This is a genomic window from Alloactinosynnema sp. L-07 (assembly GCF_900070365.1).
GTDB lineage: Bacteria > Actinomycetota > Actinomycetes > Mycobacteriales > Pseudonocardiaceae > Actinokineospora.
Window position 1 is genome coordinate 5,503,716 of sequence record NZ_LN850107.1, and the last position, 23,529, is coordinate 5,527,244.

The window sequence follows — 23,529 nt, forward strand, 5'->3', positions numbered from 1 at the left end:
GTGGGGTGCCTTATCCGCCACCGCTTTTTCCCCACAGGGGCCGTCGTAGGGGCCCCGGGCACAGCGTGATCGCCCAGTTTCACCCGATGGTGCGGACCCCGGCGGACCCCCAACCCACAGCGTGTGCCAGGCCACAAAGGACACCGACTTACGCTTCAGTGATGACCCGCCTCCGCGAACCGTGGCCCCCGGTGGCCACCGAGATGCCCGAACGCCACCCGGACGCACCGGACGCGGGCACCGACCTCCCCCCGCACTACGCCTTCTGCTTCGGCTGCGGCGACGAGGCCGAGGACGGTCTCCAGTTGCGCGCCCAAGTCGGTGCGGGCCACTCGATCCTCTCCAAGTTCACCGTCACCGAGGCCCACCAAGGCGCCCCCGGTCTGGCCCACGGTGGCCTCCTGGCCTGCGCCTTCGATGAAGCGCTCGGCACCACCGTCGGCAACCTGCTGCGCACCCCGGCCGTGACCGCCAAGCTCTCCACCGAGTTCCTCCGCCCCGTCCCTGTGGGCACCACCCTGTTCATCGACGCCCACCTCGACGGGCAGGCGGGCCGCAAGGTCTACGTCAGCGCCGACGGCAGGATCGACGCGCCGGATGGGCCGGTGGCGGTGCGGGCCACGGCGTTGTTCGTGGTGGTCGATCTGAGTCACTTCGTCACCCATGGGCGCAAGGAAGACCTGCGGGCCGTGACCGAGGACCCGAGTCTGCTGAGCCACCGGCCGTTCGAGATCAATCCGTAGGCTGACAGCGTGTTCTTCCTTATCGTCTTCGTCGTCTTCACCCTCCTGCACCTCTACCTGTGGAAGCGGCTGGTCCGCGACACCGCTCGGTCCAGGCGGGCCAGAGTGGCTGGGGCGACGGCGGTGGTCGGGCTGGCGGTCCTGGCCGTGGCGTCCCTCGTGCTGCCCAGGTTCATCGGGATCGAGGCGGGGCGGTGGCTGGCCTGGCCGGGCTACCTGTGGATCGCGCTGATGTTCTACATGTTCGTCGCGCTGCTGGTGCTCGAAGTGCCGCGGCTGGTGCTGCGGCTGCGGGACCGGGGCAAGCCGGTCGACGAGAGCCGCAGGCTGTTCCTGGCCCGCGGCGCGGCGGTGGTGGCGGGAGTGGCGGCGCCGACGGTCGTGGGGGCGGGCATGGTCTCGGCGCTGAGCGCACCCGAGGTCAAGCGGTTGACGGTGCCGATCCGCAGGCTCGACCCGGCGTTCGCGGGGTTCCGGATCGCGGTGGTCAGCGACATCCACCTCGGGCCGATCCTGGGCCGCGCGCACACCGAGCGCCTGGTTCGGATGATCAACGAGACCGAGCCGGACCTGGTGGCCATGGTCGGCGACCTGGCCGACGGCACCGTCGCCGAACTCGGCCACGCCGCCGAGCCGCTGCGCGACCTGGTCTCCCGCGAGGGCACGTTCTTCGTCACCGGCAACCACGAGTACTACTCCGGCCATGAGCAGTGGATCACTGAGCTGGACCGCCTCGGCCTGCACTACCTGCGCAACTCGCGCACCCAGATCACCCGCGGCGGCGCGTCGTTCGACCTGGCGGGCGTGACCGATGTGACCGGCGAGTCCTTCGACGACGGCCCGGACTTCGGCGCTGCCCTGCGCGACCGGGACTCGGCCAAGCCGGTCGTGCTGCTCGCCCACCAGCCGGTCCAGGTCGAGTCGGCGGCGCGCGCGGGCGTCGACCTGCAGCTGTCCGGCCACACCCACGGCGGGCAGCTTTACCCGTTCCACCACATCGTGAGCCTCCAGCAGCCCGGTGTGTCCGGGCTGTCGAAGGTCGACGACACCTGGCTGTACGTGACCAACGGCGCGGGCTTCTGGGGTCCGCCGGTCCGGGTCGGGGCACCGCCGGACATCACCGTGTTGGAACTAGATGATTGATTCCTAACTATCGCCTGGTATCGGCTGGTCCACGGCGTCGCTGCCAAGGCGCAGGGACAGCGCGCGTACCGGGTTGTACGTGGCTGTTCCTGCAACGCGGGCAGCGGCGTCGTGGGCCGGTCGAGACCTGGTGATAGTTAGGAATCAATCATCTAGGTGAGGGTGCGCGGGCGGATCGCGTTGGCCCGGTCGACCAGTTCGTGGCGCTGCTCGGTAGTGCCCGCCAGCCGGGCCAGCGCCCGGTAGCACCGCTCCAGCCCCAAGCGCAGCTCGCGTTCGGACAGGTCGCAGCCCAGCACGCTCGACGTCCCTGGCGCGGCGCCTGGCTTGCCCGCCTTGACCCAGCCGTGCGCGGCCTCCAGCACCTCCGCCGACAGCCGCGTCCGGCGCTCGGCGTCCAGCGCGAGCCGCTCCAGCCGCTTGGCCGCGTCGTGGATATCGGTGATCGGCGCCGACGCGGCATTGGTCTTGATCTTGATGGCGGCGACCTGGGCGGCGACGTGGTGGCTGGAGGTGTCCGGCACCGAGTGCAGCACCTCGATCGCCCCGTTGCGCGCGCCCTGGGCCAGGTAGACCCGGGCCAGGCCGAACGCGGCGCTGACGTAGGAGTGGTCGGTGCGCCAGACCAGCTCGTAGAACCGGGCGGCGGCGAAGTGGTCGTTGTCGAACTCGGCGCTGACCGCGAGCGCCAGCTTGGGCGCCATCTCACCTGGCACCGCGTCGTAGACCCGCTCGAACGACTCCCGCGCGGCCTTCGGCGAGCGGCCCGCGAGCGCGATCAGCCCGCGGTACCAGTGCGGCCGCCAGTCGGCCGGGTCGGTCACCAGCTTGCGCGCGGAGTCCAATTCGGACGACGCGGCCCGCAGATCTCCTTGCTCTATCCGAGCTTTGACCAGCCGCAACCGCACCTCGACCGAATCCTGCGGCGCCGCGGCCAGCGCGGCGACGAGCTCGGCGGGCTCGGTCGCGGTGATGCTGGCCAGCACCGCGGCGGCGTGGTCGTCGGTGTCGACGAGCGGCAGCGGCAGCACGGTGACGACGTCGCCAGGGGCCGGGGTGGGCAGCGGATCGGCTCCCTCGGCCACGGTCGAGCCGAAGGTCCTGGTCTCCACACCGAACACAGTGGACAGTCCGGGCCGGGGCCTGCCGGTGCCCAGCGCCATGACCTCGCGCAGCACGCCGGTCAGCTGGTCGGCCATGTCCTCCGCGGAGGTGAAGCGCTGCGCGGGATCGGTGTGGGTGGAGCGCTTGAGGACGCGGTAGAAGCTGCCGAACAGCGCGAACAGCGGCTCGGCGTCCGGGCCGGGGAGGGTGTGCTTGAAGCGCGTCGTGTAGCCGGCGAACTCGATCGAGAGGACAGCGAGGGTGCGGCCGACCGTGTAGATGTCGGAGGCGACGGTGGCACCCTCGGTGGCCAACTCGGGCGCGGAGTAGCCCGCGGTGAAGAACAGCGGGCTCTCATAGTCGTCGGTCTTGCGCACGGCGCCGAGGTCGATCAGCTTGAGCTGCTCGCCGTGCTGGATCACGTTGTCCGGCTTGAGGTCGCAGTAGAGCATGTCGATGCTGTGCAGGTAGCCGATGGCGGGCAGGATCTCCAGCCCGTAGGCGATCACCTGCCCGATCGGCAGCGGCTCGGCCCGCCCCGCCTCGCGGTGGTGCGAGAGCGCGAGCTGGCGCAACGACTGGCCGCCGACGTACTCCATGACGATGTAGCCGACCTCGGACCCGGTCACCGGGTCCGGGTGCTGCACGAAGTTGTAGATCTTGACGACGTTCGGGTGCTCGACCTCGGCCAGGAACCGGCGTTCGGCCACCACGGAGGCCATGGAGGTGGCGTCGCCGGTGTCGATCATTCCTTTGAGGACGACCCAGCGGTCGCTGACGTTGTGGTCCTTGGCGAGGTAGATCCAGCCGAGGCCGCCATAGGCGATGCTGCCGAGGACCTCGTACTGCCCACCGACGAGGTCACCCTGGAACAGGCGCGGCCGGAAGTTGAACGCCTGCCCGCACTTGCCGCACTCGCCCTCGGCCGCACCGGGCTCACCGTCGACGCCGCGGCCGACCTGCGCCCCACAGTTGTTGCAGAACCGCTTGTTCTCGGCGACGACCGGGTCGTCGAGGACGGCACTGGCCGGATCCTTGACCGGCACGACCGGCACGTCGACCAGCCCGGCCCCGAGCCTGCCGCGCCCACTGGACCGCGACCCGGTGCGCCTGCCGGTGCCGGGGAAGGACCCGGAGCCGGTGACCGGACCGGACGACGTGGCGGGCGCGAGGTGGTGGGTGTGCGGCTGCGGTTCCTCCGGCTTGGGCGGAACGATGCTCTGGGTGAGCGTGTGCATGCCGAGCACACTGGTCGGCTGCGGCTCGTCCTCCGACAATGCGGTGTCCGGCAGGACACCTGGCTGCCTTGGCGCCACCGGCGGAAGCGGCGGCTGACGGGATCCGCTTGGCGGGTAAGAGGATCCGGCGCCGGGATGCGTGGGCCGGTTCGCCCCCTGCTCCGGCCTGCCTTGCGGCGGGTAGGGCGAGCCGCTGGTACTCGGCCTGGCCGGGGGTGGCTGGGTCGGCCAACCCTGCGCACCAGGGGGCGGCTGGGCGCCGGAAGGCGGCCCACCCTGCCACTGCCCGGCCTGCCCACCCGGCCGCGGCGGCTGCTGCGCCCCGGTACCGGCACGCTGCGACTGCGGCGCGGCAGAGCCTGCATACGGTGCCGGTGCGGCCCCGCCCGCCTGGTGCGACTGCGGCGCACCAGAACCCGGGTGCGGCGGCTGGGCGGCGTGGCCGTGCTGCGGCCTGCCGGACCACGGCTGCGCGCCCTGGGGCCCACCCTGTTGCTGGCCATACGGGCGCGGTCCACCCGCGCCGCCCTGGGGTGTCCATGGCTGATCCTGCCGCTGCGGGCCCTGCCCGGCGGGCATCGGTCCGCGGGCCGCGGGCCCGGTGCCCGGCCGGTCGCCACTGGCCGGGGTCTGGCCCGCGCGGGTGTCGCCGGGGGCCGTCCACTCGGCGGTTTTGGCCGCGTCGTCCGGGGTTTCGTCTGGTGGAGTCCACTGTGTCATGTGTCAGTCCCGGTACTTCAGCGTCGGGGGGGCGACCTGGCCGACGGCCTCGGTCAGCCAGGTGCCGTAGCTGGTCGCCCAGGAGCCGCTGTTGATCGACTTTTCGAGGACCGCGTTGACGAAGCGGACCATGTCCACATTGGCCTTGGGGATGCCGATGCCGTAGGGCTCCTGGGTGAAGCGGGCGCCGACCATCTTCACGTTGGGGTCCTGGGCGATCATCCCCGCGAGGATCGTGTCGTCCGTTGACACCGCCGCGACCTGGCCCTGTTGCAGCATCAGCAGGCAGTCCGACCAGTTGTCCACGGCCACCGCGACCGGCGGCGCGGGGGATTCGCGGAGTTTGTTGAGCGAGGTCGAGCCCTTGGTGGCGCAGACGCGCTGGCCGCCGAGTTGGTCGACGCCGGTGATCTGGGAGGACTTGTCGACCAGGACGCGTTGGCCCGCGACGTAGTAGATGGCCGAGAAGTTGATGTCGACCCAGCGGGCGCAGGTGGCGGTCATCGTCCGCACGACGATGTCGACCTCGCCCTTCTGCAGGGCGGGGATGCGCTCGGCGGAGGTGATGACCTTGAACTGGACCTTGTTCGGGTCGCCGAAGATGGCCGCGGCGATCTCGCGGACGCGGTCGATGTCGAAGCCCGCGATGGTGTTGCTGGTCGGGTCCCGGAAGCCGAACAGGAACGTGTTCTGGTCCACCCCCGCGATGAGCCGCCCGCGGTCCTGGATGGTGCGCATCGTCGACCCGGCGGGCATCGCGCCCGGTCCGGGCAGGCCCGCCGGACGCAGGCTGGCAGCCGGATCGCACTCGGGCACCTGGGCCGCCGCGCCGGTGGTGGCGGGCGGGTTGACGACCACGCCGACCGGTTCCGGGCGCTGGGCGGAGGCGATCGAGGCCAGGTCGACCGGCCTGCCGGTGGCCGAACACCCGGCCGCCAACAGCGCGAGCGCGAGACCCGCGGTCAGGCGCCTCATTCGGGTCATCGGTACTCCCGCAGTCGTTCGCGGATCCCCAGCGCGACCCCAGCCGCCGCGAGCAGGGCGAGGATGGCGACGCCGGGGACGAGGCCGGTGAGGGCCTGGCCGCCGCGCTTGGTCTGGATGAAGAACTCCTCGCGGCCAGCGTTCAGAGCCGTGATCATGTTCTTGTCGAGCTTGCCGAAGGCGGTCGCCGCGCTGTCCGGGGCGCCGCCGATGGCCATGGCCACCGCGCCCTCGTACTGGCCGCCGTCGTCGAGCTCGCGGATCTTGCGGTGGGCGGCGACCCAGGCGTCGGCGTTCTCCACCGCCTGCTGGACCTCGCCGGACAGGGCCGGGCTCGACGCCAGCGCCTGGGCTTGGTGCAGCAGGTTTCCGTCGCCGTCACCGCTGAAGGTGACGGCGAGTTCCTTCCATTCCTTCTCGTAGCCCGGACCGTCGCCGCGCGCGACCAGGGTCAGCGTCTCGTCGGCACGGCACTTCAGCGAGTTGATCCTGGCCTGCACCAGCACATCCACCTGGTCGGACCCGTTGCGCTCGCCGTCGGCGACCTGCGCGGAACTCACCAGCAGCGCGACCGTGCCCCAGACCAGGGCCACCCCCACAGCCACCGACGCGACCAGCAACCCGACGTTGATCAGCCGGTTCGTCTTGCGCGTCAGGTACAGCTGCGTGGCGATCAGCGCGCCGAGCAGACCCGCGGTCAGCAGCAGCGTGAACCAGGGGAATGACCGCGCCTCGGCTTGACCCGCCTTGAGCCGGTCGAAGTCGATCTCGTAGAGCTTCTCCGCCGCGGGCAGGATCTTCGCGCGCATCAGGCCCGATGCCTCGCGCAGGTAGGCCGCGCCCGCCGGGAAGCCCTGGCGGTTGTTCGTCCGCGCGGTCTCGATCAGGCCGGTGTAGACCGGCAGCTGCTGGGACAGCACGTTCACCTGCTCGGCGGCCAGCGAGTCGTCGCCGACGTCGGAGGACGCCTTGCCCAGCGCCGCGCCCGCCTGGGCGATGTCGTACTCATAGCGGGTGCGCAGGGCGGCGGGCTCAACGCCGCCGGAGAGGAACGCGCTGGCCGCGGTCGCGTCGGCGTCCGACAGCGAGCGGTAGATCAGCTGCGCGGCCGCCGTCAGCGGCTCCCGGTGGTCGACGAGTTCGTCGAGGGTGTCCTGTTTGGTCTGCAGGGTCAGCCCGCCGAACAGGCCGGTGAAGAGGGTCAGCACGACCAGGCCCACCGCGATGACCGACAGCCTGCCCGGCGTGGTCGCCGCGGAGCGGGTCACCCGGCGCAGCGGCGAGACCCGCGTGGCCTCAGCGGTCAACACGGAAACGTCCACGAGGGAACAGTGAACAACACGAACCCGTCCACGACGCCCGCTTTCCCCCGGCGGTTACCTGGCTGTGACGCCAGCTTGGCCTGTCTGAATGAACTTAGTGGCGGTGACCAGCCATCCGCCAGCTCACCTGCGGCGCAGCCGCAGGCACCGAGCGTCACCGCCGCACCCGGTTAGTCCCCTGATTGCTCCCTGGTTCGCCGCGCCCGCCCCTGGGACCGTTGGGACATGACCAGCGACAGCACCGCCAAGTAAGCCCGTGCCCGCCTGGCTTGGCTGGCTGCTGACCGCCGCGTTCGTGGGGGTGGCCGCGCACGCGGTCGCCCGGCTGGCGGGCCCCGACCAGCGGGTCCGCACGGTCGCCGCGTCCGACGCGCTCATGGCCACGGGGATGGCCGTGATGTGCTCCCCGGTCGGCGGACCGCTGCCGATGGCGGGCTGGCAGGCCGTGTTCCTGCTGGTCACGGTCTGGTTCGCGGCTCGCGGCGAGTTCGACCACGCGGTCGGGGGCCTGGCCATGCTCTACATGCTCACCGCGGTCCCGCACTCCCCGCACGCGATGGCGGCGGCGTGGAGTCCGCCGATGGCCGGTGACGCGGCGCTGCCGCTGCTGGGCTGGGTGTTCGTGGCGTACTTCGCGGTGCAGGCCGTCCGCGTCGCGCCGCAGCTGGCCTCAGTCGACCGCCGCGTGGCTGCCGGGTGCCGAGGCGTCATGGCTCTGGGCACCGGCGGCTTGATCGTGGCCCTGCTGTAGCCGCCGGGCGAACAGCAGCGCGACGAGCATCAGCGCGCCGAACAGGCCGAAGGCGAGCCACGGCGTGTCGAGCAGATAGCCGACGGCGAAGGACAACAGCAGCCCGCCCGCGTTGCCGACCATCCACAGCAGCGAGGTGACCGTCCCGGCCGCGGCCGAGTCGGTCCGCTCGACCAACGTGAACGCGACCGGCAGCGCGGACAGCAGCAGGAAGCCGATGGGCACGGCCGCGACGAACCCGGTAACGGCGGCGGGCGCGACGGCCAGCAGCAGGCACGCGACGCCGACGACGGCTCCGGTGAGCGACAAGGCGGTGCGCTCGGCGCGGTGGCGCGCGGCCCGCGGCGGAACGAGCGCGCAGCCCGCGACGCCTGCCACGAGCATCGCCAGCATGACCATGCCCACGACGTCGGCCTTGATGCCCGCGGGCGTGAGCAGCGGTTCCAGCCAGGTGGCCAGCGAGACGAACACGCCCATCCCGAGGAAGACCACGACGGACAGCAGCGGCACCGCGGGCACCTTCCACGCCGCGCGCACCGACACCTGGGGCGCCCGGTCGCCGTGGAACGGCGGCGCGACGCGCAATGCGGTCAGCGCGAGTACCGCGGTGACCACGGAGATCCCAGTGCCGAGGCCGACGACCAGCTCGACGTCATACGGGATCGCCGTGCCGATGCCGATCGCGACGATCATGCCGACGTAGGTCGCGCCCGCGCCGATCGAGATGCCCAGCGGACGGTCGTCCGGCCGCAGATAGCCCGCGGCCACCCGCGTGATCGCGTTGGCGAGGATCGGCTGCGCGACCGCGGCGAGGACCTGCCCGGCGAGCGCGGCGTCGTAGGTGTCGAACACCGTGCGGACGGCCGCGCCGACCGCGAGCAGGACCGTGCCGACGGCCAGGGTCGGACGGAACCAGCGGTCGAGGGCGAACCCGGCCGGGACGGCGAGGACGACGAACAGCAGCGGGAAGATGTTCGCCAGCCAGCCGATCGCCTGGTCGGTGACGCCGTAGTGGCCCGCGGCCATCGTCGTGACGGCGGCGTAGGCCAGCCAGCACACCTGCGTCGCGACGCCGACCAGCGCGAACGCGACGACCACGGTCCAGCGGGAGCTCGGCATCGGGTCAGTGTGAATCGGTTTCATATCTTCGTCAATGGCCGACCTTTACCGAACCCGAACACAGCCCAGGCGGGGCTTTTACCCAGCCCTGTGACAGTCATGTCATCAGATCGTCAAGGGAGGATCACCATGCGGGCAAACAAGTGGGCGGCCGCGGCGGCCATCGCGGTGGGCATGAGCCTGACCGGCGCGGGCGTCGCGGCGGCGCAGCCGAGCGAGCCGGTCACGATCACGCTGAGCCCGGAGCAGGTGCAGCACCTGTGCGAGAAGCGGCTGCCGAAGTCCGAGCAGCGGGTCACCAAGTTGCTGGAGCGGATCAACGCCGACGCGAACACCCGCGGCTCGGTCGCCTGGCTCAAGGCCCGCGCCGAGAAGGAGCGCGCGGCGGGCCGCGAGGCCACGGCGAACCTGCTGGAGGAGAAGGCCGAGCGGCGCGCGGGGCGGGTCGACCAGCTCACCAAGATCAAGGGTTGGGTGACCGACTTCCAAGCCAAGCACTGCGGTGCCAAGTGAAGCGGGCGCTGACGGTCGTCGCGCTGCTGCTGGCGTGCGTGGCGTGTAACGGGGGCACGGGCGGTTCGACCCCGACTACGGGCGACATTGATCAGATTGAGTCCACTCTGGACGCGATCGAGTCGGAGATGGCTGGGGATTAGTCGTTGTGCCTGTTTGGGTGGTTCGCCTTGATTTGGGGACCCCTAGAAATGGGCCTGTGCGGGTCAAAAGGCGAGCTCAAGGAACCTCACCCGCACCGCGATTTTAGGCCCATTTCCCCCAAATCAAGGCGAACCACCCAAACAGGCATCTGACACCGGATCTTGCGGTTGGTGGGCCACGGGTTGGTGGGGCCACAGGTGGGGTGGAGCGATAGGTGTGAGTGTGAGCGGTTGGTGTTGAGCGGATAGGTAGGGTCGAGTACATGGAGTCTCGCGGGCTTGTGCTCGTGGCTGAGGATGACCCGGCCATCGCCGAGTTGGTCTCGCTCTACCTGCGCCGCGACGGGTTCGGGGTGCGGGTGGAGGGTGACGGCCGGGCGGCGCTGGCGGCGGCGCGGCAGGTCAAGCCGGTGGCGGTGATCCTTGACATCGGGCTGCCGCTGCTGGACGGCATCGAGGTCTGTCGCGCGCTGCGGGCCGACGGTGACTGGACGCCGGTGCTGTTCGTGACCGCTCGCGACGACGAGGTCGATCGGGTCCTGGGCCTCGAACTCGGCGCCGACGACTACGTCACCAAGCCGTTCAGCCCGCGCGAGCTGGTCGCGCGGGTGCGCACGGTGCTGCGGCGGGCCAACGGGCCCGGCGCGGCCGAGGTGCTGCACGCGGGCGGGATCCGCCTCGACCTCGGCTCGCGTCGCGTGTGGACGGACGCGGGTGAGGTGGCGCTCACCTCCACCGAGTTCGACCTGCTCGCCCACCTGATGCGCCGCCCCGGCCAGGTGTTCGAGCGGGCCCAGCTCCTGAGCGCGGTCTGGGGCTACGCGGCGGCGGCCGGGACCAGGACCGTCGATGTGCACGTGGCCCAGCTGCGCGCGAAACTCGGCGCGTCCAGTCCGATTAGGACGGTCCGCGGCGTCGGCTACTCGGCGGAACGCCAGTGAGGCGCGGGTCGATCGCGGTCCGGATCACCGCGCTGTGTCTGCTGGTGGCGGGCGTCGTGGCCATCGTCGGCGGGCTGATCTCGGCGCGGCTGGTCGTGTCGACAGCCCGCGAGGTGACCCGGCAGACCCTCTCCGACCAGGCCGACGTGGTGGCGAGCCAGCTCGCCGACAGCAGGATCGGCCTGCGCAGAGTGGTCGACGTGCTCTCCGGCCAAGGCGTCGCGGTGGTGCAGGTGCGGCCCAACGGGAACGTGGTCGGCACCGACGCCACCGCCGAGCGGGCGACCCGGCAGGCGGGCATCACCAACCTGACGGGACCGGTGCACACGACCGTGGAGGTCGGCGGCCGGACGCTGCTGGTGGAGCTGCGCCCGGTCGAGGACCGCGGCGCGATCGGGCTCGTCCGGGAGACCGAGACGGCCAAGAACACCGGCCGCAAGCTGATCGGCAACATCGCCGTCGCGCTCGGCATCGGTCTGCTGGTGGCCGCGGTCGCGGGCCTGATCCTGGCCCGGCTGCTGTCGCGGCCCTTGCGCCGGACGGCCGGTGTGGCGGCCTCGATGAGCCACGGCCGCCGAGACCTGCGCGCGCCCGTCGACGGACCGCGGGAAGTGGCGGACGTGGCGACGTCGGTCAACGAACTCGCCGACGCCTTGCAGCGCAGCGAGGCCCGGCAGCGGGACTTCCTGCTGTCGGTCTCCCACGAGCTGCGGACTCCGCTGACGGCGGTCAAAGGCTTCGCGGAGTCACTGGCAGACGGGGTGGTGACCGGCGACGCGGTCCCGGCGGCGGGGCGCACGATCGGGGCCGAGGCCGATCGGCTGGACCGGCTGGTCAGCGACCTGCTCGACCTGGCCCGCCTCGGCGCGGACGACTTCCGGCTCGACGTGGTGCCCGTGGACCTGGCGGCCTTGGTGGCCGACACGGCGACGGTGTGGGAGACCCGGTGCGCGGCGGCCGGGGTGCGGTTCTCGGTAGAGGCTGTATCCGGACCAGTGTGGGTGAACGCGGATCCGCGCCGGTTGCGCCAGGTGATCGACGGGCTCGCGGAGAACGCGCTGCGGGTCACCCCGACGGGCAGGCCGATGGTGCTCGCGCTGGCGGTCGGGCAAGGCGCCGCGGTGATCCAGGTCCGCGACGGCGGCCCCGGGCTCGCGCCAGAGGAGTACCCGGTCGCCTTCGAGCGCGGCGTGCTGAACGCGCGCTACAGCGGGCGGCGGCCGGTGGGCACGGGCATCGGACTCGCCTTGGTGCACGGGCTGGTCGTGCGGATGGGTGGGTCTATCGACGCGGGCCCCGCCCCAGAAGGCGGGGCCGCGTTCTCTTTCCGCCTCCCCGGAATTCAAAGGTTGGTCGCCGATGACGGGAATGGTGCGGATAGGCGGTAACCGTGGTCGGCCGCCGCCCCGGTTTGGTCAGTGGACAGTTCTTCCCAGAGCGAGCCAGACGCTTACTGCGTGGCGTCCTCCAGCACGGCGTAGAGCGCCTTGACCGCAGCGGCGTCGCCTTCGACGGTGACCGCGTCGAGGTCGACGCGGCGCCAGAGCCAGCGCAGCAACGTGTCCGGGTCGGCGGACACGGCGGCGTCGAAGCCGCCATCGGTGCCGACTTTGACGCCGGTCGGCTGGAGGTCGACGATCCAGGTCTGGTCGCCCGCGCGGACCGCGACCCGCTGACCGGCCAGCGACGTCAGGCTCTCGCCGAACTCCTCGGGCTCCTCGGAGCTGAAGTAGGCCAGGAAGCGGTGCAGGACCTCATCGATGCCGTCGACCGCCAGTGCGTCGGGCACCTGCTCGGAGTCGACCCCGGCGGCCAGTTCGGCGTCGATGCGGTGGATCACGGTCTCCTGCGCCATCCGCCGCTGCCAGAACCCAACCGTCTGCTGCGGCGCGTACCAGGTGATCCGCTCGTCTTCGGGTTCGAGTTCGTCGAACTGCTCCAGCAGTGCCTCATACGACTCGTCCAGCACCTCGATCGGGGCGCGGCCGGTCAGGTCGGGCGGCCACGGGCGCGGGAAGGCGTTGTTCTTCATGGCGGCGGTCTTGTGCTGATAGACCTCGGCGACGTGGCGGACCAGGTCGGCCATCGTCCATGAGGGACAGCTCGGCACGGGGGCGTCGAGGTCGGTTTCCGCGACAGCCCGCAGGCGGATGTAGTCGGCGGCAAGGCAATCGAGGTAGTCCATGGCGACACCCAATCACGCGGGTAAGACAGTCCGCCTCGGATTAATGCCCGTCGATCATGGCGCGTAGGAGTTCCTCGGTCCAGCCGAGTTCACCGGAGTCGAAGTCCGCCACCACCCGGCGCAGCCACGTCACCTCGGCGCGGCCGACGGCCTGGGCGTACTCCTCTTCGAGCGTGACGATCCTCGGCAGGGCGAGCTTGGCCAGCACCGCGCTGGTCTCGTTCAGGTCCCGCTCCAGCGTGTCCGCGCGCCGCCGCAGCGCGTCGGCCACCTCGGCGGCACCGAGGACCAGCACGGAGGCCAAGGCGGCGGGGAACTCGGGGAACTCGCGGGCGGGGGTGCTGAGCATCGAGGTCAGCCACTCTCCGAGGGTGTTGCGGCCATCGGGGGTCAGCTCGTAGACGCGTCTCTCGGGCCTGCCCTCGTCCCGGGCGGTCTCCCGGACCCGGATCAGCCCGACCCGGTCGAGCCGCTCGATCGTCTGGTAGACGCTGTTGCGCTGCGCGACGTTGGCGACCCGGTCCTTGCCGCGCTCGAGCAGCAGTTCCCGCATCCGATAGGGGTGCATGGGCGCCTCGGCCAGCAGCACGAGCAACACAAGTGCGAGCGGCGAGGGTCGGTCGGACCGACTGGGCATGAGATCAGCTTAACGGTTGCCCGCAGCTAGTCATATTATGTATGGTCATCTCATGACTTTTCTTATCATCGGTGGCGGCATCGCGGGCCCGGTGACCGCGATGGCCCTTCAAGAAGCCGGAATCGATTCGACCGTCTTCGAGGCCTACCAAAACACGGCGGACGGCGTCGGCGCCTTCCTCGGCCTGGCCCCCAACGGCCTGCGCGCGCTGCGGGTGCTCGGCCTGGACAAGCTGATCCAGGCCGAGGGCTTCGAAAGTCCCGATATCCGCCTGTCCCTCAGCGGCGGCCGCCGCCTGCTGGAGATCTCCATGGCGGGCACCAACCCAGACGCCCCCACGCCCATCACCCTCAAACGAGCCGACCTCTACCGCGCCTTACGCGACGAAGCCGAACGTCGAGGCATCCCCTTCGAATACGGCAAACGCCTGATCGACGCGGAGACTCACGACGGCGTAGTGACGGCCCGTTTCGACGACGGATCAACCGCCACCGGCGACGCCCTGATCGGCGCCGACGGCCTGCAATCGCGAGTCCGAACGATCATCGACCCCAACGCCCCCGCCCCGCGCTATGTCCCGTACCTGAACACAGGCGGCTACGCCGAGGGCGTCAAGGTGCAGACCCCGGTGGGCACCGCCCAGATGATCTTCGGCAAGCGCGCCTTCTTCGGCTACACCCCAAGCCCGGACGGCTCGGTGTGGTGGTTCGCCAACCCACCACAACGCACGGAGCTGGATCGAACCGCACTAGCCGCGATCGGCCCCGAGGAATGGCGCAAGCGCTTGCTGACCCTGTTCGCCGACGACGACCCCCTGATCAACGACCTGATCAACGCCACCCCCGCCATCGCCCCCTGCTGGAGCACCTACGACTACCCCAACGTCCCCACTTGGCACAAAAACCAAATGTCAATAATCGGCGACGCCGCCCACGCCACCGCCCCCTCCGCAGGCCAAGGCGCCTCCATGGCCATGGAGGACGCGATCGAACTGGCCCGCTGCCTGCGCGACATCCCGGAAACGTCCAAGGCATTCGCCGCCTACGAGTCGTTGCGGCGCGACCGAGTGGAACGGGTTGTGGCACAGGGCAAGCGCAACGGGAGCGGGAAGGCACCTGGCGTGCTTGGGCGGATGATGCTGCCGGTGGTGTTTCGGTTCATGCCGACACCGGACCTGAACTGGATCTACGACTACGAACCTCGCTGGGAGGAGCGGGTAGGGTGACCCGGGAGACGCAACGCTCGCAAGGCATCCCGCCCAACCTGGGCAACACAGCAGCGGCGCTGATCGCGTCTCGCCGCCCGTCATCAGCGTCCCCACAGTCGCGCCCACCACGATGGCTGTGCGTGACGAAGAGCGGGGTGCGACCGTGCCCACTCCACTACGAAGCGACCGCACGACCCGCACGGCGGGCGCGGCGCGCAGTGCGACGACGCGGGCACCACGTCTGCGCCGCACACCGCCTCGAACACTCCCGAGGGATTGCCCGCGAACTCCTCATCCCGCACCGCGTGATCACAGCGGTCCAGACAGGTCAACCAGATCACCGGCGGACGGCCACGGACCGGCGCGCTCATGGTCGCCTCCGTCGAATGTCCCGCGTGGCCAGCCCGACGGTCAACGCCGCCGTTCCGCCCATGATGATCAACACCCACATGCTTGCGCCCATCCTGACTCCTCCTGTGGTTTCCCCTATCCGTCGAAGCGTCGGCTGATCACGGATGACCGCCGTACGTCGCGGTCACTGACATGTCGCGCCATCTGGTGACTTCTTGGCCGGACGGCTGTCGACCTCGGCCGAGCGGTCGTACCGTGAATTGGGGACACCACGACCAAGGGGCGCGGGGCATGGCTGATGGCGGGGGCGCTCGGACGCGCTTGGAGCAATTGCTCGGTCAGCGGCACATGACGTTGCGCGATTTCCGCACGCGTTATCAGGACGCGACCGGTGATTGTCTGAGTGAGCGGCAGGCATATCGCTGGGTCGCGGGTCAGCTTCGCGGGATGCCCTATCCCCACGCACAGGCCGCGCTGGAACGAATGTTCGGCGAGCCGGTCACCCGCCTCTTCGGCCCGCCCTATGGCCACGTCATCACCCCGGCGACGGTCCCGATGGTGCCGCTGAGGGGGAACGCGCGGACTGACTGGGAAGGCCAGGTGATCTCCATGTGCGCGGACCGAGCGCGCGAGTTCTTGATCAAAGCGGAGGCAAGCAACGTGGGAAGCGAAACGATGGACCAGGTCACCGACGACGTGCGCAGGCTGGTCACCGCCTATCAGCAGGTGCCGCTGGAACGCATCCTCGGCGACATGGCTGACACCCAGACCCGGGTGTTCGCCCTGCTGGAGCGACGCCAACGGCCCGACCAGATGCGCGACCTGTACTTGCTCGCAGGCGTCGCATCCGGCCTGATGGCGCGCGCGTCACACGACCTGGGTGCACCCCACGACGCGATGACGCAGGCTCGTGCCGCCTACGCGTGCGCGGACAACGCAGGTCATAACGGGCTACGTGCGTGGACCCGTGGATTGCAGACGCTCATCGCGTACTGGTCCGGCGACTTCACCGAGTCCGCCCGGTACGCCGAACTCGGCATCCAAGCGGCGGACCACACCACTGGCACCGCCGCCGTATGGCTGGCCAGCGGACAAGCCAGGACACTGGCCGCGCTCAACCGAATCGATGAGGCACGCCAAGCGATCGAACGCGCCCGGGACGCACGTGACCGAGTCGTGCCCGACGAACTCGACTCGCTCGGCGGCGTGTGCACATTCAGCCACCCACGCCAGCTCTACTACGCGGCCGACGCACTCACCTGGGGCGGGAAGGAGACAGCCGCCGAAACCGATCGCTTGGCCACCGAAGCCCTCACCGCATACGCCATGGCGGACGATCGAGACCGGGCGTTCGGCGACGAAGCCGGAACTCGCTGCGACCTAGCCATCGCCCGAACGCTCCGGGGCGAATTCGACGGCGCAGGCGACGCGCTCAAGCCCGTGCTCGCCATGCCGCCATCGCAGCGCACGCACGGAGTGATGGCCTCGATCGACTACGTGCGTCGGGCGATCCCTGCCGACGCAGGCACCGACCGAACCGCGCTTGGACTCCGCGACGCGATCGAGGTCTTCACCGCGGAACGCCTGGCCATTCCAGGCTGATGGTTCAGCCCGGACGCTACGGTGCTGTCATGGTCGAGCTACACGGTCAACGAATCCGGCTGCGCGAGTTCAGGGAAGACGACCTTGACGCGTCACTCGCGGTCGTCGGCGACGACAAGGTCACCAAATTCCTGTCATTCGACTCGCTCGACCGCGACACACAGGCGGCACGCCTCGCGGGCGCGATCGAACGTGCTCGGCTGTCGCCTCGCACCGAGTACTACCTGGCCGTTGCCACCCCTGCCGACGATCGACTCGTCGGCTTCGCCCGACTGGGTCTCGGCGGTGTGCAGGCCGCCAAACTTGGGTACGCGATCGCAGCCGATCACTGGGGAAACGGCTACGCCACCGACGCCGCACGCACGCTGATCGACTACGGGTTCAGCGAACTCGGCCTACACCGAATCTCCGCCGCCATAGGACCGGATAACACCGCTTCCCTGGCCGTAATCCGGCGGCTCGGATTCACCTATGAAGGTCGACTCCGCGACCACGTCCACACCAACGGCGCCTGGCGCGACTCAGAGCTCTACTCCATCCTCGCTGGACCAACCAGCGACAACTAGGTGAGGGCAGCTGGTGGCGGGAGCGGACGACGTCGCCGCAGATCTTGAGCACGGACTCAGTCTGCTTCCGTCCGAACTGATCACCGTGGCGCTGGGCCATCTTCGTGACGCCCATGCGCTCCTCGCGCCACTGGCCGCGACCAGCGGTCAGCCGGACATCCACCAAGCCGCCGCAGGCCTGTCCGACGTACTCGGCGAACTGGAGCGGCTGCACGGCATGTTCGCCTCCGTTCGGAACACGGTCGGCGCACTGGTAAGCCACTTGATTGGGCCCGATGTCGACATAGCGCCCGGAGCCGCGCCCACCAGACCTGCCGTCGCCCAGCCACCTCCACGGACCGCTGACACAGACGCGCCGAGGATCGCCGACCTGATGGCCAGACTGCCCGTGCGCTCGGGTTCGGGACAGAAAACATCTGGATACTGGATAGACGACGATGGTGGCGAACACGGCCCAGTGGTCAGCGGCGAGGACGAAGACTACGAGCACGCCAAAGAGATACTGCGCGCACTACAGATCGGTCCGCCGCGCGGAGAATTGTTCGCGGCCTCGCACGTGGAAACCAAGTTCGCCGCCCGGCTGCGGGACAGCGAACGCAAGCGGGTCACACTCGTGATCAACAAGCGACCCTGCGACGACGGCAGGTTCTCGTGCGACCGACTGCTGCCCCGAATTCTTCGACCGGATCAAGAGGTTACGGTGTACTGGCCAGGCGGCAGCGGCACCTATCGAGGACGGAGGCAATAGCGGTGGGGTTTGTCTTGGAAGCGTCATACAAGCACGATGCGGGTGTCCAGCTACTGCGCACCCCCGTTGATATCGACCGCTTCATCAGCGAGCTACTCGGTGCAGGCCCTGACTACCGCGCGGCCACCGTCTACGCGATCGACGAGTCCACCGACGCCGATCCCACCCACGAACTGGTGGTCGCCGTCGACCCGACTCGCGACCTGGGCAGCGTCCGCTACGCAGGGGAAGACGGCGAGTTCTACAGTCAGGGCGACACCACCAATCCCGATCGAATCGTGTACGCCTATTTCGGCACCGGCCACGAATTTCCCGCCAACTCCGAAATCACATTGAACTCGGTACGACTGGCAATGGTTGAACTCCTATCCAGCGGCGGCCAAATACCCCAGAATATCGAGTGGCAACCCAAAGAATCAATTGATTTGCCACTGAGTTAGAGCAGGCGACAACGTGACGGGCCCACAGAACGGCCTGTTTGGGTGGTTCGCCTTGATTTGGGGGAAATGGGCCTAAAATCGCGGTGCGGGTGAGTCTTCTTGACCTCGCCTTTTGACCCGCACAGGCCCATTTCTAGGGGTCCCCAAATCAAGGCGAACCACCCAAACAGGCACCCCACACCAAAGCCGGCCAAGCACCCAAGCCACCCAAGCCCGCCAATCCAGATCAGGAACCCCGGATAGCAGCCTCAATCCCCCCAACCCGATCAGCCAACAACCCAACCGCCCCCACAGCCCGACTCATCGGATCGTCCCCATCCCCACCAAGAGCCCGCTCCCGCAAATACCCAGCCTTAACCGCAGCCCACCGCTCAGCCTGTTCCGCACTCAACCGCCCCCGCAACTCGGCAAGCTTCAGCAAATTAGCCTCAGCACCCGCGGTCAAAGTCTGCGCCTCACCCCGGTAGTGATCGTCAATAGCCGCTTCCAACTCATCCGAGTTCATCACCGGCACGATCCGCTCAGCCAGCTTGTTCATGTTGCGATACGACCCCTGCAACCCGAACGGCGGCTCCGTCCGCGAAGCCTCAGCTTGCGCGGCAGACGCGATGTATGCCTTGTTGTTGGCCAACACCACTTCCTGCACCCGCAACAACTTCGACAACACCGAAACGATCCGCTCAACCTCAACCGACGAATAAGGATGCGCCAACTGATCAGCGCGCACCGACGAATCGCCCCGAGCCATCCGGACGAACAGCCCGATATCCGCACGCTCCCGAGTGGACAGTGGCGCCAGCACCGGATTCGACGTCAACGCGTTCTCGACATAGCTCAGTGAGAAAAGCTCCTCGCGCCCCGACAGCACATCACCCAGGTTCCACACGTCCGCGCGGTTGGCGAGCATGTCCGGGACTCGGAACCGCTTGCCGGACTCCGTATACGGGTTGCCCGCCATGCACACCGCGAACCGCTTGCCACGCAGGTCATAAGTCCGCGTCCGCCCGTCCCAGACGCCTTCCATCCGCCGCTGCGCATCGCACAGGGAGATGAATTTCTGCAACAGCTCCGGGTTGGTGTGCTGGATGTCGTCCAGATACAGCAGGACGTTGCTACCCATCTCCAGGCCGAAATTGATCTTCTCGATCTCCTGCCGGGCGGTCGCGTTGGGCGCGTCGGCCGGGTCGATCGAGGTCACGTCGTGGCCCAGCGCCGGGCCGTTGACCTTGACGAACACCAGGCCGAGTCGGTTGGCCACGTACTCCATCAGCGTGGTCTTGCCGTAGCCCGGCGGGGAGATGAGCAGCAGCAGGCCCATCTGGTCGGTCCGCTTGTTCTCGCCCGCCGCACCGAGTTGCTTGGCGAGGTTGTCGCCGATCAGCGGCAGGTAGACCTCGTCCAGCAAGCGGTTGCGGACGAACGCGCTCATCACCTTGGGCTGGTACTCGGTCAGCCGCAGGCGCTCCTTCTCCCGCACCACCAGCGCTTCCCGTCGACGCTGGTACGCGCGATAGGCGGGTACGCGCTCGGATCGGAAACGGCTGGTCCTGGCCAGGAACTCGTCCAGGCGCAGGTCCAGTGACCGGTCGGTGATCCGCGGGTGCGCCCCGAGTAGACCCTCGACCTTGCCCGACAGCGCCGCCGACGAATCGTGGCGGGGCAGGTCGCCGCAGAGTTCGATGGCGACCGCCTCTGGGAGGTCCACATCGGACAGATTGGCGCTCGCCTGGAAGGTCGACAGCCAGGCCCGGACCAACTGATGACGAGCCGCGAGGTCGCCGACCGCGCGCACATCTTCATCGAACTGCGGGCCGCAGGCGCGGCGGAACTTGTCGACCAGGGTCCGCGCGCCCGCGCTGGTGACGAACCCGAGTGGGGTACCCGCCAGTTCCTCGAACAGGTACTCGCCGACGTTCTCCACCGGCAGACCCGACGAGGCCAGGAAGGCTGACGCGGCCTCGGACAGTTCCACGCTCAAGTCGCCGATGGCCGGGACTGGGCCGAAGGCGGCGCGGGCCCTGGCCAGCGAACCCGCGCGCACGGTCCACTGGGCACGCTGGGGTTCGTCGGTGCCGTGGGCCCAGAACAGCTGCGCCGCGGCGCGGACCTGCGGCGAGTAGCGCAGCAGACCCGCGCCCGCGTGCAGACGCAGCAGCACGTCGAGGATCTTGGCGGCGTCGTGGTCGTGCACGCCGCGTTCGTAGCCCTCGTCGTAGCGGGTCTCGGCGACCGTGCGCACCTCGTCGAGCAGGTTCGACGAGTCCGACGGGACCGCACTATCCATAATGGACGCGGCAAGGTGCTCCGCGCGGTAGACCTCGGTCGACTCCGACACCAGTAGCTGCGACCAGAACTCGCTGGTCGACTGGAAGTCCTCGTCGCGCACGGTCGAGCGGTAGTCGGTCCCAGTGACCGCGAAGGCCATGCCGCCGTCGTGCGGGACCAGGGTCAGGTCCAGCGGCTGGGTGTTGACCGCGAACGCGTGCTTGCCGAAGCGCAGCGTGTCGCCGCCGTCGGTGTAGAGGTCGAGGCGGTCGCGCAGCGAGCGGCCCGCCTCCTGCCGGGCGGCCTTGACCCGGCCGTCGAGCTCCTCGGCCCGCACCTGGTCGCCGAGTTCGCGCAGGTCAGCGGCCACCGAGCGGAGCTTGGCGACCATCGGGTCCGACGCGAAGTACGTGTTGACCTCGTCGACCGACTTCAGCCCCGCGACCCGCCGCTGCACGCTGGCGAGCACCCGGTCGGCCGATTCGATCAGGCGGTCGGCCCGGCGAGCGCGGTCGTCCAGCAGCGCCTGCTTGCGCGAGGAGAACGCCTCGTAGACGTCGGTGCGCTTGGTGCCCAGCTCGGTGAGGAAGTCGTCGAAGTCGCCGAAGCGGGTCTCCAGGTTCTCCACCTGGAGCATCAGCTTGCCGAGCTGTTCGTCGCAGCGCTGCGGGGTGTCGGCGACCGCGAGCGCCCCGGTGATGGCCTGGCCGAGCAGGGCGAACTCGGCGGCGAAGGCCGCGCGGCCCTCGGTGGCCAGCAGCTCCTTGCGGCGCGCGACCAGGGTGGCGCGGGCCCGGTTGACCCCGGCCAGCACCTCGCCGACGCGCTCCAGGATCGACGTGCGCGCGGTGGCGTCGGCGATGTCGAGGGAGCCGACGACCTCGGTGACGATCTCCAGCCCCTCGGCCTGCGTGGCGAGCTGGTCGCTCACCGGCTCGGCCGCCGCCACGGTCGTGATCGCCTCGGCATCGGCGACGAGCCTGGCGACCTGCTCGTGGTACCCGGCGAACGCGTCCGCGCCCTGCAGGAAGCCGACCGCCCGCTTGCCCGCATCGTTCAACTGTTCAACAAGAGAATTGTTCAACGATTCTACTTGTGAACCATCGATATAGCGGACGTCCCGGAGCGTGATCACCCGCCCCTGGACCCGACGCAACTCGGCGAGCTGGCCCACCCACGCGTCGGCCGTCTTGGGCGCCTCGCCGCGCACGGTCCGGATCAGGGAGGCGACCTGCGCGGACACCTCGGCCAGCGCGTCCGCGGCCTGCTTGGTCAGCGCCGAGACGGTCTCGAACTCGTCGAGCACCTGCTCGGCGGTCGCCCGCACCTCGCTCAGCGGCTCGCGCAAGTCCCCGACATCGAGCCAGTGATAGATGTCGAACACCCGCGCGCACGCCGTGATCAGCGCCTCGAACACCGCCGCCGAAGGAGCCATGTCGCCGACCATGTGGGTCACCGACAGGCAATCCGAGATCCCCCGCACCAGCTCCGGGTTCCCGACCTTCTCCAGCGGCCCGGTGCCCACCGGCTGCGCCGCGGCGTAGGTGTCGGACAGGTACGGCGTCTGCCACACCTGCATCGCGTGCACCCGCGTCGGTTCCTCCGAGTCGGCCCGGAAGATCACCAGCGTGCCGTCGTCGAACAGCGAGTACCCGTGGCAGACCAGCGGGTTCGCCACTTCCTTGCGGATCAGGTTGTACGGCAGCAGCAGCGACCGCCCGTCGCCGCGCGCGTGGAAGACGAACAGCACATCCTCGCCGTTGGGCGAGCGGATGACGCGCTCGTACTCCAGGTCGGTGACATCGGTGTCGAACGTCTTGTGCACCCCGGTGGCCAGGTAGTAGCCGCCGGGGAAGATCAGGCCGTGGTCCTCGGGCAGCCTGCGGCAGGCCTGCCCGATCCCGTCGAGCCGCACGACCGTCCTGGTGTGGGTGTTGAACACCAGGTGCCGCCAGTCCGGCTCCTTGTACGGCCGCACGCGGATAAGGATCAGCGGCCCGACCTGCGCGTAGTGCACCTCGGCGTCGGCGAGGCTCTGCAATGGCTCGTCGACGGGCTCGGAGTAGACGCCCTCGCCGGTCTCGGTGTTGTTCTCCACCTTGAGGGTCAAGTCACCGTGCACGGTCTCGATGAAGACCTGGCCCAGGATCGAGATGTGCGGGAACCGGCCCAGCACGTGATCGTCGCGGGTCGCCTCGGTCCACTCGAAGTCGTGCGACGGCGGGAAGACGTGGTCCCGCTCGCCCCGATTGTCCTCATAGGACACAGTGCCGTCGACGGCCACCTTCCACCGCAGGACCTTGGTGTCCTCGGTGCGCGGCCCGGTCTGGAACACCCCGAGCAGCTTGCCCTCGACCCGCCGCAGCTGCAGCAGCCGGGTCTCACGGTAGTACCGGTACAGCTCGGCGAAGTCGCGCTGGAACTGCTCGTCACCCAGCAGCGGTGGCAGCTCGGCCGGGTCGAACCGGAACGCCTCGCCGTCGCGGGTGAAGGTGTGCAGCGAGAACACGTCGGCGATCGTGGTCTCGGGCTTGAGCCCGATGAACACGTTGTAGCCGAACACCATCGTCGAACCCAGCGCGACGATGTCGCGGGGCACGCAGTTGTTCTCCGTGCGGATCCGGTCGGTGCCGACTAGCCGCAGCTCGGTCCCGCCGAAGACGCGCAGCCGCTCGTCGTTGAGCGCTCGCGCCCGGCGGGCCAGCTCGGCGGCCTGCTCGCCGAGCCGGGCCCGCAGCACCTCGTAGGTGCCCGCGTCCAGCGCGGGCGCGGTCGATGTCACCGCGGCCGTCGCTCCGTCTGTCACT

General features: G+C 69.4%; 18 protein-coding genes. 11 read left to right on the plus strand and 7 right to left on the minus strand.

The genetic code is table 11. The features are described 5' to 3' along the window. Positions 1 to 161 precede the first annotated feature (161 nt). Positions 162 to 743, plus strand: coding sequence for a PaaI family thioesterase (locus tag BN1701_RS24860; RefSeq protein ID WP_054052717.1), 582 nt, complete (start codon positions 162 to 164; stop codon positions 741 to 743). A gap of 9 nt (positions 744 to 752) precedes the next feature. Then, complete coding sequence (locus BN1701_RS24865) at positions 753 to 1,886, plus strand: metallophosphoesterase (RefSeq protein WP_054052720.1); 1,134 nt, start codon at positions 753 to 755, stop codon at positions 1,884 to 1,886. 152 nt (positions 1,887 to 2,038) lie between these two features. On the opposite strand, the gene BN1701_RS24870 is transcribed toward BN1701_RS24865, so the two are convergent. The 3 genes from BN1701_RS24870 to BN1701_RS24880 are packed head-to-tail and all read right to left on the minus strand — an operon-like array spanning position 2,039 to position 7,254. Beyond that, complete coding sequence (locus BN1701_RS24870) at positions 2,039 to 4,948, minus strand: serine/threonine-protein kinase (protein ID WP_231949697.1); 2,910 nt, start codon at positions 4,946 to 4,948, stop codon at positions 2,039 to 2,041. A gap of 3 nt (positions 4,949 to 4,951) precedes the next feature. Next, positions 4,952 to 5,932, minus strand: a complete 981-nt coding sequence (locus BN1701_RS24875) for a glutamate ABC transporter substrate-binding protein (RefSeq protein WP_054052721.1) — start codon at positions 5,930 to 5,932, stop codon at positions 4,952 to 4,954. Then, positions 5,929 to 7,254, minus strand: coding sequence for a hypothetical protein (locus BN1701_RS24880; protein ID WP_082860040.1), 1,326 nt, complete (start codon positions 7,252 to 7,254; stop codon positions 5,929 to 5,931). Before BN1701_RS24880 ends, BN1701_RS24875 begins: the two co-directional genes overlap by 4 nt. A 256-nt stretch (positions 7,255 to 7,510) precedes the next feature. On the opposite strand from BN1701_RS24880, the gene BN1701_RS24885 reads away from it, so the two are divergent. Continuing rightward, positions 7,511 to 8,005 (plus strand): DUF5134 domain-containing protein, encoded by a 495-nt coding sequence (locus BN1701_RS24885; protein WP_054052725.1) that lies wholly within the window; start codon positions 7,511 to 7,513, stop codon positions 8,003 to 8,005. On the opposite strand, the gene BN1701_RS24890 is transcribed toward BN1701_RS24885, so the two are convergent. Continuing rightward, entirely contained in the window at positions 7,925 to 9,124 is a 1,200-nt protein-coding gene (locus BN1701_RS24890) for an MFS transporter (protein WP_172803311.1), read from the minus strand. The two genes, BN1701_RS24885 and BN1701_RS24890, sit on opposite strands and share 81 nt — an antisense overlap. 129 nt (positions 9,125 to 9,253) lie before the next feature. Here BN1701_RS24890 and BN1701_RS24895 point away from each other — a divergent pair, with 129 nt between their 5' ends. The 3 genes from BN1701_RS24895 to BN1701_RS24905 all read left to right on the plus strand — a co-directional run bounded on the left by BN1701_RS24895 (position 9,254) and on the right by BN1701_RS24905 (position 12,109). Continuing rightward, a complete protein-coding gene (locus BN1701_RS24895) occupies positions 9,254 to 9,637 on the plus strand; it encodes a hypothetical protein (protein ID WP_054052729.1) in 384 nt (127 codons plus the stop codon). A gap of 406 nt (positions 9,638 to 10,043) precedes the next feature. Continuing rightward, positions 10,044 to 10,721 carry a response regulator transcription factor gene (locus BN1701_RS24900; protein ID WP_054052731.1) on the plus strand — a complete coding sequence of 226 codons (678 nt, stop codon included), beginning with the start codon at positions 10,044 to 10,046 and terminating at the stop codon, positions 10,719 to 10,721. Beyond that, entirely contained in the window at positions 10,718 to 12,109 is a 1,392-nt protein-coding gene (locus tag BN1701_RS24905; protein WP_054052733.1) for a cell wall metabolism sensor histidine kinase WalK, read from the plus strand. Before BN1701_RS24900 ends, BN1701_RS24905 begins: the two co-directional genes overlap by 4 nt. Positions 12,110 to 12,171: 62 nt before the next feature. Here the strand turns inward: BN1701_RS24905 and BN1701_RS24910 are convergent, their stop codons facing one another. Both BN1701_RS24910 and BN1701_RS24915 read right to left on the minus strand, forming a co-directional pair. Then, positions 12,172 to 12,906 carry a maleylpyruvate isomerase family mycothiol-dependent enzyme gene (locus tag BN1701_RS24910; RefSeq protein ID WP_054052735.1) on the minus strand — a complete coding sequence of 245 codons (735 nt, stop codon included), beginning with the start codon at positions 12,904 to 12,906 and terminating at the stop codon, positions 12,172 to 12,174. Positions 12,907 to 12,946: 40 nt separating this feature from the next. Beyond that, positions 12,947 to 13,543 carry a PadR family transcriptional regulator gene (locus BN1701_RS24915; protein ID WP_054052738.1) on the minus strand — a complete coding sequence of 199 codons (597 nt, stop codon included), beginning with the start codon at positions 13,541 to 13,543 and terminating at the stop codon, positions 12,947 to 12,949. Positions 13,544 to 13,595: 52 nt separating this feature from the next. On the opposite strand from BN1701_RS24915, the gene BN1701_RS24920 reads away from it, so the two are divergent. From BN1701_RS24920 to BN1701_RS24940, 5 genes are all read left to right on the plus strand, one after another. Next, positions 13,596 to 14,768, plus strand: a complete 1,173-nt coding sequence (locus BN1701_RS24920) for an NAD(P)/FAD-dependent oxidoreductase (protein ID WP_054052740.1) — start codon at positions 13,596 to 13,598, stop codon at positions 14,766 to 14,768. A 780-nt stretch (positions 14,769 to 15,548) separates the two neighbouring features. After that, positions 15,549 to 16,703: an XRE family transcriptional regulator gene (locus tag BN1701_RS24925; RefSeq protein WP_157368209.1), complete on the plus strand. Its 1,155-nt coding sequence runs from the start codon at positions 15,549 to 15,551 to the stop codon at positions 16,701 to 16,703. A gap of 29 nt (positions 16,704 to 16,732) precedes the next feature. Next, the gene (locus BN1701_RS24930; RefSeq protein WP_054052742.1) at positions 16,733 to 17,269 is read left to right on the plus strand and encodes a GNAT family N-acetyltransferase; all 537 of its coding nucleotides are present in this window, start codon (positions 16,733 to 16,735) and stop codon (positions 17,267 to 17,269) included. Between the two features lie 13 nt (positions 17,270 to 17,282). After that, the gene (locus tag BN1701_RS24935) at positions 17,283 to 18,017 is read left to right on the plus strand and encodes a DddA-like double-stranded DNA deaminase toxin (protein WP_054052745.1); all 735 of its coding nucleotides are present in this window, start codon (positions 17,283 to 17,285) and stop codon (positions 18,015 to 18,017) included. Positions 18,018 to 18,019: 2 nt separating this feature from the next. Further along, the gene (locus BN1701_RS24940; protein ID WP_054052748.1) at positions 18,020 to 18,457 is read left to right on the plus strand and encodes an Imm1 family immunity protein; all 438 of its coding nucleotides are present in this window, start codon (positions 18,020 to 18,022) and stop codon (positions 18,455 to 18,457) included. Positions 18,458 to 18,683: 226 nt separating this feature from the next. On the opposite strand, the gene BN1701_RS24945 is transcribed toward BN1701_RS24940, so the two are convergent. Beyond that, complete coding sequence (locus BN1701_RS24945; RefSeq protein ID WP_231949698.1) at positions 18,684 to 23,528, minus strand: DNA repair ATPase; 4,845 nt, start codon at positions 23,526 to 23,528, stop codon at positions 18,684 to 18,686. Position 23,529: the final 1 nt, after the last annotated feature.